Annotated in this window: 12 protein-coding genes; 7 read left to right on the forward strand and 5 right to left on the reverse strand. The window is 51.0% G+C overall.

Going from position 1 to position 11,958, the window contains the following annotated elements; genetic code table 11:
- Positions 1-53 precede the first annotated feature (53 nt).
- From hydF to DWY84_RS00020, 4 genes are all read right to left on the reverse strand, one after another.
- Positions 54-1,265 (reverse strand): [FeFe] hydrogenase H-cluster maturation GTPase HydF, encoded by a 1,212-nt coding sequence (gene hydF / locus DWY84_RS00005; protein ID WP_118529764.1) that lies wholly within the window; start codon positions 1,263-1,265, stop codon positions 54-56.
- Positions 1,266-1,287: 22 nt separating this feature from the next.
- On the reverse strand, positions 1,288-2,742 hold the full coding sequence (gene hydG / locus DWY84_RS00010) for a [FeFe] hydrogenase H-cluster radical SAM maturase HydG (protein ID WP_118529766.1): 1,455 nt from the start codon (positions 2,740-2,742) through the stop codon (positions 1,288-1,290).
- Positions 2,743-2,809: 67 nt separating this feature from the next.
- Complete coding sequence (hydE, locus tag DWY84_RS00015) at positions 2,810-3,853, reverse strand: [FeFe] hydrogenase H-cluster radical SAM maturase HydE (protein WP_118529768.1); 1,044 nt, start codon at positions 3,851-3,853, stop codon at positions 2,810-2,812.
- On the reverse strand, positions 3,850-4,101 hold the full coding sequence (locus DWY84_RS00020) for a TM1266 family iron-only hydrogenase system putative regulator (RefSeq protein ID WP_118529770.1): 252 nt from the start codon (positions 4,099-4,101) through the stop codon (positions 3,850-3,852). The genes hydE and DWY84_RS00020 overlap by 4 nt, the downstream gene beginning before the upstream one ends.
- Positions 4,102-4,483: 382 nt before the next feature.
- Here DWY84_RS00020 and nhaC point away from each other — a divergent pair, with 382 nt between their 5' ends.
- The 7 genes from nhaC (at position 4,484) to galE (ending at position 11,389) form a co-directional block, all read left to right on the forward strand.
- Positions 4,484-5,866 (forward strand): Na+/H+ antiporter NhaC, encoded by a 1,383-nt coding sequence (nhaC, locus tag DWY84_RS00025; protein ID WP_118529772.1) that lies wholly within the window; start codon positions 4,484-4,486, stop codon positions 5,864-5,866.
- A gap of 26 nt (positions 5,867-5,892) precedes the next feature.
- Positions 5,893-6,768, forward strand: coding sequence for an MBL fold metallo-hydrolase (locus tag DWY84_RS00030; RefSeq protein ID WP_118529774.1), 876 nt, complete (start codon positions 5,893-5,895; stop codon positions 6,766-6,768).
- A gap of 34 nt (positions 6,769-6,802) precedes the next feature.
- Entirely contained in the window at positions 6,803-7,537 is a 735-nt protein-coding gene (locus DWY84_RS00035; protein WP_118530249.1) for a LytTR family DNA-binding domain-containing protein, read from the forward strand.
- Complete coding sequence (locus DWY84_RS00040) at positions 7,534-8,808, forward strand: GHKL domain-containing protein (RefSeq protein WP_118529776.1); 1,275 nt, start codon at positions 7,534-7,536, stop codon at positions 8,806-8,808. Before DWY84_RS00035 ends, DWY84_RS00040 begins: the two co-directional genes overlap by 4 nt.
- Before the next feature lie 111 nt (positions 8,809-8,919).
- Positions 8,920-9,483, forward strand: coding sequence for an isomerase (locus DWY84_RS00045; protein ID WP_147354254.1), 564 nt, complete (start codon positions 8,920-8,922; stop codon positions 9,481-9,483).
- A 91-nt stretch (positions 9,484-9,574) separates the two neighbouring features.
- Positions 9,575-10,201: an RNA polymerase sporulation sigma factor SigK gene (gene sigK, locus DWY84_RS00050; protein ID WP_118530251.1), complete on the forward strand. Its 627-nt coding sequence runs from the start codon at positions 9,575-9,577 to the stop codon at positions 10,199-10,201.
- Positions 10,202-10,363: 162 nt separating this feature from the next.
- Positions 10,364-11,389 (forward strand): UDP-glucose 4-epimerase GalE, encoded by a 1,026-nt coding sequence (galE, locus tag DWY84_RS00055; RefSeq protein ID WP_118529780.1) that lies wholly within the window; start codon positions 10,364-10,366, stop codon positions 11,387-11,389.
- A 31-nt stretch (positions 11,390-11,420) separates the two neighbouring features.
- Here galE and DWY84_RS00060 read toward each other — a convergent pair whose 3' ends face one another.
- Complete coding sequence (locus DWY84_RS00060) at positions 11,421-11,951, reverse strand: DUF4364 family protein (protein ID WP_118529782.1); 531 nt, start codon at positions 11,949-11,951, stop codon at positions 11,421-11,423.
- Positions 11,952-11,958: the final 7 nt, after the last annotated feature.

An 11,958-nucleotide genomic window follows, 5' to 3' on the forward strand; every position in this document is an offset into this window, starting at 1 on the left:
GGTATGCCGGGATTACCGGCTTCGGACCTGTAGTGCTGTACACTCTTAAATTTTTATTGTAATTCGGATATAACTTCAGGGAACAGTTCCACGGACCGTTTTAATATTCCATGTACCTGCGCGATGCAGATTCCATAATTGGTAATCGGCACATTCTGTGAGACAGCCCGGGCAATCCGCGCTTTCATTTCCCGTTCATTTAACATACACCCGCCGCAGTGTACCACCAGTGCGTAAGGTGACAGATATTCTGGAAATTCCCCGCCGGAGGTGAACGCGAAGTTTAACTCTTTTCCGGTATACTTCCGAATCCAGTTCGGCAGCTTCACGGTTCCGATGTCGCCGCATTGGCGGTGATGGGTGCAGCCCTCGGAGATCAGGACGGTGTCGCCGTCCTGCAGCTTATCCAGCTGGGCAGCTCCGTGAACGGCCTCCTTTAAATCCCCTTTGTAGCGGGCGAAGAGGATGGAGAAGGAGGTCAGTGGAACATCCGCCGGAGTGTCGGCATTTACTTTTTTGAAGGCCTGGGAATCGGTGATGACCAGGGCTGGTTTCTTTCCCAGAGCCAGCAGGGTTTGCGGCAGTTCTGTTTCTCTGGTGACCACAGAGATAGCGCCGGATTCCAGCACATCACGGATGGTCTGCTGCTGGGGCAGGATCAGGCGTCTCTTTGGTGCAGCGGAATCAATCGGAACCACCAGCACCACCACATCTTCCGGCTGGATCAGGTCGGCCACAATGCGCTTTTCATCCGCTTCGGCGGACGCGGCCTTGACCAGTGCGCCAATCCGCTCCTTGAGCTCATAGATCTGAATGCCGTCCTTTGCGCTGACGCAGATTTCATGTTCCTGCAGGACAGGTGGAGCGGAGAGCAGGTCGGATTTGTTGTATACGGTAATATGCGGAATTTTCTTTTCCTCAAAGAGTTTTAACAGCTCCTGATCTGCCGGCTGCAGTCCCTTTTCGGCATCCACCACCAGAATGGCAATGTCGGTTTTGTCCAGAACCTGCAGGGCACGCTTTACACGCATTTCGCCCAGGGTTCCCACATCGTCGATTCCCGGGGTGTCGATGATGACTACCGGGCCGATGGGCAGAAGTTCCATGGCCTTCTGTACCGGGTCGGTGGTGGTTCCCTTGGTCTCGGAGACAAGGGATAGGCTCTGGCCGGTCACAGCATTTACCACGCTGGACTTTCCGGCGTTTCGCAGGCCGAAGAAGCCGATGTGAACCCGCTCGGCAGATACTTTATCATTCAGTCCCATAATTGTGTCCTCTTTCCTTAAGTTAGAACCGGAAATCCCGGCGGTTGGATGCCTTGATATCTTCAATATTCTTCCGCGCGATCTCGCGAACCTTTTCCTTCGGAATCTTCTCCAGTTCTTTTTCAATCAGTTCAAATCCATGCTTCTTTGTCTCTTCGCTGGCGTAATCCACCAGATACTCGGTCAGGGTCATCAGGGCGTTTGGATGGCAGCAGTTTAGAATCTGTCCGTTCTTGCACAGGCTCATGAAGCGGTCGCCGGTGCGGCCTTCGCGGTAACATGCCGTACAGAACGACGGAATAAAGCCAAGCTGCATCAGCCAGTCCACTACCTCGTCTAAGGAGCGCTGGTCGGATACATCGAACTGCTCGGAGTCATGGGGGCGTTCTTCCTCGCAGTAACCGCCCACAGAGGTTCTGGAAGCGCCGCTGATCTGGGAGACACCTAGCTGCAGCATTTTTTCGCGGACCTCCTGGCTCTCCCGGGTGGAGATGATCATGCCGGTATACGGAACGGCAATGCGGATGCAGGCCGCGATTTTCTCAAAAATATCGTCAGCCAGGCTATTGTCAAAAGCATCCGGGTCAATATCGTCGGCATGCTTTACGCGGGGAACACTGATGGTGTGGGGACCGACGCCGTGAACCGCTTCCAGATGCTCGGCATGCATCATCAGTCCGGCAAACTCATACTGGTAACCCTCCAGACCGAATAAAACGCCCAGACCCACATCATCGATGCCGCCCTCCATAGCGCGGTCCATGGCTTCGGTGTGGTAGTCGTAGTCATGCTTCGGGCCGGTGGGATGCAGTTCCAGATAGCTCTTTTTATTGTAGGTCTCCTGGAACAGGATGTAGGTGCCGATGCCGGCTTCCTTTAATTTGCGGTAGTTTTCCACGGTGGTCGCGGCAATGTTGACATTCACGCGGCGGATGTCACCGTTTTTATGATGAATGGAATAGATTGTTTTGATGGATTCCAGAATGTACTCGATCGGATTGTTGACCGGGTCCTCCCCGGCTTCAATGGCCAGCCGCTTGTGTCCCATATCCTGCAGGGCAATCACCTCGCGTTTGATTTCTTCCTGAGTCAGCTTGATGCGGGCAATGTGTTTGTTCTTCATATGATACGGACAGTACACGCAGCCATTGACACAGTAATTGGAGAGGTAGAGCGGGGCAAACATGACGATGCGGTTGCCATAGAAGGCCTGTTTGATCTCCTCGGCCAGCTCGTACATTTCCGCAACCTTTTCCGGAATGTCGCAGGCCAGAAGAACTGATGCCTCCCGGTGAGAGAGTCCGGCACAGTGGGTCTGGGTGCCGTCGGCGCTTTTGACAGGTCTTGCCTTTGCAAGAATTTCATCGATCAGTGCCAGGTTGTGTTTGTTTTCCTCCGCGTAGCGGATGGTGTCGAGAATTTCTTCGTGGTTGATAAATTCCTCTGCCTTTAAGGATTTTGGATTGTAGATAGCCATAGTATTGTTTTCCTTTCTTTGCGGTCGGAAGCAGACTTTGCAACCTTCCGTCAGATTGTAAATATTCTTATTTTATGATATCTCCCCGTGCGGTGACGATGGAGTAGCCGATGGATTCCATGCGGCGGTTTAAGCAGGAGCGGCACTGGGCCGATTCATCTCCAGTACAGATCTTGTTGTCGTAGAGCGCGTATTTCCTGCGTTCCGATACTGGGGAGAGGTTCGGCATGACGACATTTGCGCCTGCCTGGATGCCCTTTTCCCGGCCGAGCGGATCAATGGTGCCAAGAGCCGTGGTGGCAGGAAGCAGGACATTGGGTTTGATGAGCCGGATGAGGGAGAGCAGATAGATGGTCTGGTCCGCGGTCCCCGCCGGCTGGTCTCCAAAGGGAGTGTCCTTCTGCGGGATGAAGGGGCCAATGCCGCACATCTCCGGCTGGAAGGTCTCAATGAATTTTAGATCCGTGGCCAGGCAGTCCGGTGTCTGGTAAGGGGATCCCACCATAAAACCGCAGCCCACCTGATAGCCGATTTCTTTTAAGTCCCGCAGACAGCGCATCCGGTTGTCAAAGGACATGGAAGCGGGATGCAGCTTCTCGTAATGGGCTTTGTCGGCGGTTTCGTGGCGGAGCAGGTAGCGGTCAGCCCCGGCATCAAACATAGCCTGGTAATCTGCCCGGGAGTACTCTCCTAAGGATAAGGTAACGGCACAGTCCGGGTAACGGGACTTGATCCCGCGAACCAGCTCACAGACCTGAACAATCGGAACAATGCCTTCTCCGCCCTGCAGTACAAAGGTACGAAATCCAAGATTCCATCCCTCTTCACAGCACTCCAGAATCTGTTTTCTGGTAAGCTGGTAGCGGTCGCAGTTTTTGTTGGATTTTCGGATGCCGCAGTAGATGCAGTCATTGCGGCAGTAGTTTCCAATTTCAATGAGACCGCGGACATAGACATCGGTGCCGTAGATTTCCCGGCGCATCGCATCGGCCTTTTTGGCGGCATAGGCCGCCAGCTCCGGTGACTGACCTTCCACCAGCGCACGGTATGCTTCGTGCGATAGGGCGTGACGCTCCGCCAGAAGGTCAACGAGGGAAAATAAGTCCGTCATCCGATCACATTGGAGTAGGCGGTCTTGACGCTGACTCCGTCCAGATTTCCAAGCTTTCCGGCCAGAGCGGAGATCGTATCCTGCGGTGCGTCCATGGCGATGGATACGATGCTGATGTGCTTTGGGCGGTACGGAATTCCCATTCGTCCGATGATATAGGGGCCATATTCATGCAGCATGGCGTTTAACTTTTCAACGGAATCCGGGTTTTCCACGATGATACTCATAACAGCAACGCGTGTTTCCATAAATTCTCCTGTATTATGTAGTGAGAGAAAAAAAGCCGTACCCAAAAAGGTACGGCTGAACAGACTGCGGCTATAAAATGGCAGTGAACCAGACGAACCTTTCACGCAGGAGATACCTCCCCTTAATGTCGGGATGCTAAATGATTCTCATTAAAAACAGGATACCACAGAACGCATCAGATTTCCACTAAAACAGGAAAGGATATTTTTTGACAAATGTTACAAAATGATTTGTCGGAATGCTTGCATTTTTCGAAAAAGTTAAGTATAATGAAATAATGTTTTACGGTTTAACGCGTTAAACCGATGAAAAGAAATGGCAAACAGGAAAAAACGCCGAAAGGAACAGCCTGTGGGCCATGAGAGAGGGGATTATACTACTATGAATGAAGAAAAGAAATTGAATATGCCGCAGTCGCTTTTGCTGCTGCTTCTGATCATTGGATCAGTCGCAGTCTGCATCCGGCTGAAAACAGGAGGCCCGATGATCGGCCTGTTTCTGAGCTGGATCATCATTTATTTATTCTGCAAAGTATTGAAAATCAATTATGATCAGATTGTGGGCGGCGCGTATGATGCCATCCGCGTTGTCGTGCCAACACTTTGCCTGCTGATGTCCATTGGTGTCATGATCGGAACCTGGCTGCAGAGCGGTACCATCGCATCCATCATTGTAGGCGGCTTAAAGATGATCAATCCGACCTGGCTGCTGCCGCTGACTTTGGTCTTCTGTGCTGTTTTAAGCCTGGTGACCGGAACCTCTTACGGTTCTGTGGGAAGTGCCGGTGTGGCCATGATGGCCATCGGCAATGCCATGGGCATTCATCCGGGCATGGTGGCCGGCGCAGTCATCTGCGGTGCCATGTTTGGTGATAAATTAAGCCCCCTTTCTGATACCACCAACCTGGCACCGGCAGTAGCCGGATCAAAATTAAACGATCATGTCCGCTCCATGCTGTGGACTACCCTTCCGACTTTCGCCATCAGCCTGGTGCTGTTTACCATCCTGGGAATCAGCCAGACCTCTGGTGGTTATGAGGAGGGCAACCTGTTGGTCTACATTGACGCGCTTCAGGGTGAGTTTAAGCTGGGATTTGTGACTCTGCTTCCGGCTGTTGTCATCATTGTACTGCTGCTGTGCAAGGTGAATGCCATCGTTTCCCTGGGACTTTCTGCAGTCTGCGCAGGAGCGGTATCTTTCTTCTATCAGGGTGCCACATTGCAGAGCATTATCCGCGTGGCATACAACGGCTACAGCACCCAGATTGAGGAAGCTATTTTAAAGACCATTTTAAACCGCGGCGGCATGAGCAGCATGCTGCAGTATGTAGCCATCATCTGTTTTGCAGTCGGCATGGGCGGCATGCTGGACCGTCTCGGCGTTCTGGGCAATATCTTAAATGCCATCACCGGACGCATCAACAGTGACGGAAGCCTGATTCTGGCAAGCCTTTTAGTTGGCTATGTGACCAGCCTCATCAGCTGTTCCCAGCCAATGTCCCATGTGCTGACCGGAAACATGATGAAGCCGCTGTTCAAGGCAAGAAGGGTTGCTCCGGAGATTTTATCCAGAACGCTGGAGGACGCAGGAACTCTGTCCGGACCGATGATCCCGTGGCACGGCTACTGCGTATACATGGCAGGCACCCTGGGCGTGGCCTGGTCGGTGTTCTTCCCGTATCTGTTCCTGCTGTATCTGACCCCGCTGTTTAGTATCTTCTATGGATTCAGCGGAATTTCCATCAAACATGTGGAGGAAAATTAAAAATATCAGAACTGGAGTTTTTGAATATGGAAACAAAACTTGTACTTCTCGGCACGGGCACCCCGAATGCGTGCCCGAATGCCAGCGGCCCGTCTACCGCTGTGATAGTGGGAGACCGCTCTTACCTTGTGGATTTCGGACCAGGCGTGGTGCGCCAGGCGGCAAAAGCTTATCAGAAAGGCATCGACGCGCTGCGGCCGGACTGCCTGACGGTAGCATTCTGTACTCATCTGCATACCGATCACACTGCAGGCTATTCGGACCTGATTTTTACTCCGTGGGTGCTGGAGCGCAAAGAGCCGCTGAAGGTCTTTGGACCGAAGGGAATCTGCGAGATGACAGATTATATTGAGAAAGCCTACGCGGTGGACATTGATTTCCGCATCAACGGTTTTGAGAAGGCCAATGAAGAAGGCTATAAGGTAGAAGCAAAAGAGATTCAGCCAGGTATCATTTATCAGGATGACCGTGTGACGGTGGAAGCATTTCCGGTCAGTCATGGCACACTGGAAAGCTATGGTTTTAAGTTTACCACGCCGGACAAGGTCATTGTCATCAGCGGAGACACCGCGCCATTGGAAATTGTGGCAGAGAAGGCGAAGGACTGTGATATCCTGCTGCACGAGGTAGAGTATACCGCCGGGCTTTCCGCAAGAGAGCCGAAGTGGCAGAAGTACCATCAGGAGGTTCATACCTTAAGCGTGGATCTGGCGAAGATTGCGCAGAAAGCGCGGCCGAAGCTTCTGGTCACCTACCACCGGATCTATCATATGGAAATTCAGGATAATACTGTGGATGTGGAAGCCGAGATAGCCCGACGCAATGAAGCCATCCTGCAGGAAATCAAGGATGCCGGGTATGATGGCGCAGTAGTGAATGGGCTGGATCTGGATATTTTTTAGGTGCTTTGTGTTTGTAAAAGCGGGAGCAGGAAACATGTTAAGAATTGCATTTTGTGATGATGAAACAGAAATTCTGGAAGAACTGGAGTCCTTAACGGAACAGTACTGCGCGGACCGTGGGTGCCGAATGGAATATCAGGCATTTCACAGTCCGCTGGAGCTTCTGGCGGCCATGGAAAAGGGAACATATTTTGACGCGGTCTTTCTGGATGTGCTCATGCCCGGGGAGAACGGAATCAGTACGGCCAGGGAGCTTCGCCAGACAGACCAGAATATTAAGATCGTTTTTTTGACAACGTCTTCGGAGTATGCAGTGGATTCCTACTCGGTCGGTGCATACTTTTACCAGATGAAACCATTGAAGAAGGAGATATATTCCGGTCTGCTGGATTCGCTCCGTGCTGTCTGTGAGAAAGAGCAGAAAAAGAGCCTGGTGGTGCGCACCAGAAACGGGATCACCCAGATCAGTTTTGATGATCTGCAGTATTGCGAAGTGCGCGGCCGCAATCTTTTATATTATCTGGGTAATGGAACGGTGCTGGAGGGGAACGGGCGGATGGAACGGCTGGAAGAACAGCTTGCGGAATATGGAAACTTTATTCGGATTCATCGTTCGTTTCTGGTAAATATGGAATGTATCTGCAACATTTCTTACCGCTCTGTTGTTATGAAAAATGGAACAGAAATACCGGTTCCGCACGGAAAATTTACAGAAATCCGGAACCGGTATCTCGCATACGCATTTGAAAGAAAAAAGGTTATTTTATGATGGAAATCCGGTTTTTCAATATGATCGCGGTGGGAAGCTTTGGCATGATTTTGTCATCGGCCTTTTCCGGGGTTTGCGAAAACGGGCAGAAGCGGAGCCGGATTGTCTGCATGATGGCTCTCATTCTGCTTGGCCAGACCCTGTTTGTTGTGACAGCAGGAAGGCAGTGGCTGATTTATTGTTATCCGTTCATTACACACCTGCCATTTGTGCTGTTCCTGCATCTGTCCGGCGTGAATTTTGTATGGTCGCTGGCTTCCGTCCTGATTGCGTATCTGTGCTGTCAGCTGCGCAGATGGCTGGCGCTGGCGCTTGTTTTTTTGTGCCTTGGCGGGCGGAATGCGGATTATCAGAGGGTGGCAGAAATTGTGGTAACCATTCCGCTCTTGCTTCTCATTCTTCGGCTGGCGGCACCGTCCATCCGCTCTCTTTCTGAGCACACCAGGCTTTCCCAATGCCTGTTTGCCATCATACCCGCAGCTGGCTATGGCTTTGATTATGTGACCAGGATCTATACGGATCTGTTTGCCAGTGGTTCTGCTGTGGCAATGGAATTTATGCCGTTTCTGTGCAGTGTTTTATATCTGGTTTTTGTGCTCCGGGTTTCGGCAGAGGAGCGCAAACGCCTTTGGATGGAGCAGAAGCAGAATATCTTAAGTGTGCAGATGGAGCAGGCCGTGTGTGAGATTGATACAATGCGCAGAGCGGGAGAGACCATGCGGATCTACCGGCATGATATGCGCCATCATTTACAATATCTGCTGTCCTGCATCGAAAACGGAAAGCTTACCCAGGCCGCGGAGCATATCCGCCAGCTTGATGCCGAGTTAGAGACTGGAAAGGTGATGGTTTACTGCAAAAATGAAACGGTGAATCTGATTTTTTCGGCATTCGCGGAGCGGGCGCTTCAGGCGGGAATCACCATGGAGGTTCAGGCAGACATTCCGCAGGCTATCATACTGTCCGAGAACGATCTCTGTGTTTTGCTCTCTAATGCCCTGGAAAATGCCCTGCAGTCATGTGTACGGCAAAAGAAAGATGGAAGACCTGCGCGTATTGAGATATCCGCATATTGCCAGGATGAAAAATTATTTTTGCAGATCGTGAATTCCTGTGATGACAGTGTGCGTTTCGCAAATGGAATTCCAGTAACGAAGCAGCAGGGACATGGGTTTGGCGTGCAGAGTATCCTTGCGATTACGGAGAAATATCAGGGAATGTGTTCCTTTGAACGGAAAAATGATCAGTTTTTTCTCAGATTACGGTTATAATGGAAGCTTAAAGACGTTTTAGAGTCGATTCATGACAGTTTCTCCAATGATTGGAAAATCGGTTGTATAATAAAAACTGTTATACAAGAACGTATACAGAGGGAGAAACGTATGATGAAAAAACTTTTAGCAGTATCTTTAAGCACTATGATGGTGTTATCCATGTCAGCCTGCGGTGGCTCTGATTCTTCAGCTGATACAACAGCAGCTCAGGAGACCGAAGCAGAGGTTACCGTGGAGACCGAAGCAGAGACCGAGGCAGAGACCGAGGCAGAAACCGAAGAGCTGCCGGATCTGGTAGACGTAGAGGGCGCTACCATCTGGGATATTCTGCGTGTAGAGACTCCGGATCTGACCAACACAAGCTGGGGACTTTCCGGTGGCTACATTGAAGGCGAGGAGATGACCCAGGAGGATCTGGACCAGACCTTAGAGCAGTACGGCGGACAGCTTGATTTCAACTTTGGCGAAGACGGACAGGCCCAGATGGTTCAGGGCGGCGGCACCATGGAAGGTACCTATGAGTATCTGGATGACGGTGTTTCTGTAGTCTTTGACAATCAGGGAGCTGAGCTTCCTTACACCTGCCTCTTCACTGAGATGAACGATACCCTTGTTTTAGTAGCAGTTCCGGATGAGTCCGGCACCAGCGGCCTGTACTTCTCTCAGAACTAAAACAGAATAGAAACTCGGACGCGCATGACGCGCACTGGAAAAGCCACCGAAGCATAAACTATCATAAGAAAGCTTCAGGGTGGCTTTTTCTTTGCAGACATTTCCAAAGCCTTTGACACCTGGAGAGGAACGGGCCTGCCTGGAACGCTTACAGGAGGGCGACCGGGAGGCACGCGATATCCTGATCGAACGAAATTTAAGACTGGTCGCCCATGTGGCGAAAAAATATCAGGGCACCGATTATGAGACGGAGGATCTGTTATCTGTTGGTACGATTGGCCTGATCAAAGCGGTGAATACCTTTCACCCTGAGCGTGGAAGCCGCCTGGCAACCTATGCGGCCAAATGTATTGAAAATGAAATTCTCATGATGTTCCGGGCCGGAAAGAAATACAGCCGGGAGGTATCTTTGTTTGAACCTATCGGCGTGGATAAGGACGGAGAATCGGTCAGCCTGGTAGATGTGATCGAACTGGAGAGCAAAGAGGTCTTAGAGGATCTGATTCTGGATCAGGATATCCGGGAGCTTTACGAGGCATTTTCCTGCTGCTTAAAACCCCAGGAGCAGTCCGTGGTAAAGCTGCGTTACGGACTGTTTGGAATGAAGCCCCGCACGCAGCGTGAGATTGCGAAGCAGCTTGGCATTTCCCGCTCCTATGTGTCGCGGATTGAAAAGCGCGCCATAAAAAAACTGGGAGAGCATTTAAAGGCAGAATGAAAAAATAATCACATAAATCATAAGAAAATTGCATTGTTTTCAGATGCTTTCCCATATATAATGTATGGGAAAGCATTTTTATTGCTGTGCATATCGGGAAGGCGCCAGGGGCGCGTTCACTGATTTCAGGAGAAGAATCATCAGCTTAAGGAGGGTGTTATTATGTCTACAATCTTAGTGACAGGCGGTGCCGGTTATATTGGAAGCCATACCTGTGTGGAGCTTTTGAATGCCGGTTATGATGTGGTTGTCGTGGACAACCTGTGCAATTCCTGCCGGGAATCCTTGAAACGTGTGGAGGAGATTACAGGAAAGAAGCTGACCTTTTACGAGGTGGATCTTTTGGATGAGCCGGCTCTGGACGCTGTATTCCAGAACGAGAACATTGACGCAGTGATTCATTTTGCCGGTTTAAAGGCAGTGGGAGAGTCTGTATACAAACCTCTGGAATATTATCACAATAACATTACCGGAACTCTGATCCTGTGCGATGTCATGCGCCGTCATGGCTGCAAGAGCATTGTGTTCAGTTCTTCCGCAACGGTATATGGCAATCCGGCCTTCGTACCGATCACTGAGGAGTGCCCGAAGGGCGAGATTACCAATCCCTACGGACGCACCAAAGGCATGCTGGAGCAGATCTTAACCGACCTTCACACTGCGGATCCGGAATGGAAGGTAATGCTGCTTCGCTACTTTAACCCGATCGGAGCTCATAAGTCCGGCCGTATCGGTGAGAATCCGAAGGGTATCCCGAACAACCTGCTTCCTTACATTACACAGGTGGCAGTTGGCAAGCTGGTATGCCTGGGCGTATTCGGCAATGACTATGACACTCCGGACGGAACCTGTGTCCGTGATTACATTCACGTGGTAGACCTGGCAGACGGCCATGTAAAGGCACTGGACAAGCTGGCCAAAGAGCAGGGCGGTGTCTGGATCTATAATCTGGGAACCGGTGTCGGCTACAGTGTTCTTGATGTCATCAATGCATTTGAGGAGGCGAACCACTTAAAAATCAATTATGTATTTAAGGAGCGCCGCGCGGGTGATGTACCGCAGTGCTACGCAGATTCCTCCAAGGCAGAGCGGGAGCTGGGCTGGAAAGCAAAATACGGCATCCGGGAGATGTGCGAGGATTCCTGGAGATGGCAGAAGAACAATCCGAACGGATACGACGAAAACTAAACAGAAACAAAAAGAAAGAAGAGGAGACCGGTCAGGCCTCCTCTTCGCTCATTAAGGACTTCATAATGAAGGAATAGATTTCTTTGCTTTTGTGTTCCCACCGGGCACTCATGGCAGCTGCCTGGTCACGGTCCGGAACCGACAAGCTCAGCTCAATGAGGGGGGAACGGCCTTCCCGTACCTCGCAGTGGACGATGTAGTCCTGGCTGGTGGATTTGTAGTAGTCGGAAAGCAGGCTGACCTCATTGCGCAGGCGCAGGCGGTTCTCCTTTAAGTAGGTGTCCATGTCCTCGATGATGGCAGGGGAGATGTTGTTCTCAAAAAAGTTTAAGGTCTCTTCTCCCTCTTTGGTAATCTCGTAGCGAGTGGTGCTGTGGGTAGACTCGGCGTGGATGAGGCCGGAGTCCTTTAATTCGCCAAGGGCCTGCTGGAGCGTAAAATAGCTGGCGTATTCATGCTGCAGGAAAAAGTCCGTCAGCTGCGCGTTGGTCAGCGGAAAATTTACTTTTTTGAGCATATATAAATTCATGAGTTTGTACAGCGTCATCGGTTCTGACAACATGGGAGGG

The sequence above is a fragment of the Clostridium sp. AF27-2AA genome (assembly GCF_003478505.1).
Lineage (GTDB): Bacteria > Bacillota > Clostridia > Lachnospirales > Lachnospiraceae > Brotaphodocola.

Bases quoted from the DNA above. Each gene is read 5' to 3' on its own strand.
- DWY84_RS00040 (WP_118529776.1), top strand. From the start codon at position 7,534: ATGATGGAAATCCGGTTTTTCAATATGATCGCGGTGGGAAGCTTTGGC.
- hydF (WP_118529764.1), bottom strand. From the start codon at position 1,265: ATGGGACTGAATGATAAAGTATCTGCCGAGCGGGTTCACATCGGCTTC.
- DWY84_RS00020 (WP_118529770.1), bottom strand. From the start codon at position 4,101: ATGGAAACACGCGTTGCTGTTATGAGTATCATCGTGGAAAACCCGGAT.
- DWY84_RS00045 (WP_147354254.1), top strand. From the start codon at position 8,920: ATGATGAAAAAACTTTTAGCAGTATCTTTAAGCACTATGATGGTGTTA.
- hydE (WP_118529768.1), bottom strand. From the start codon at position 3,853: ATGACGGACTTATTTTCCCTCGTTGACCTTCTGGCGGAGCGTCACGCC.
- DWY84_RS00035 (WP_118530249.1), top strand. From the start codon at position 6,803: ATGTTAAGAATTGCATTTTGTGATGATGAAACAGAAATTCTGGAAGAA.
- DWY84_RS00030 (WP_118529774.1), top strand. From the start codon at position 5,893: ATGGAAACAAAACTTGTACTTCTCGGCACGGGCACCCCGAATGCGTGC.
- galE (WP_118529780.1), top strand. From the start codon at position 10,364: ATGTCTACAATCTTAGTGACAGGCGGTGCCGGTTATATTGGAAGCCAT.
- DWY84_RS00060 (WP_118529782.1), bottom strand. From the start codon at position 11,951: ATGTTGTCAGAACCGATGACGCTGTACAAACTCATGAATTTATATATG.
- hydG (WP_118529766.1), bottom strand. From the start codon at position 2,742: ATGGCTATCTACAATCCAAAATCCTTAAAGGCAGAGGAATTTATCAAC.
- nhaC (WP_118529772.1), top strand. From the start codon at position 4,484: ATGAATGAAGAAAAGAAATTGAATATGCCGCAGTCGCTTTTGCTGCTG.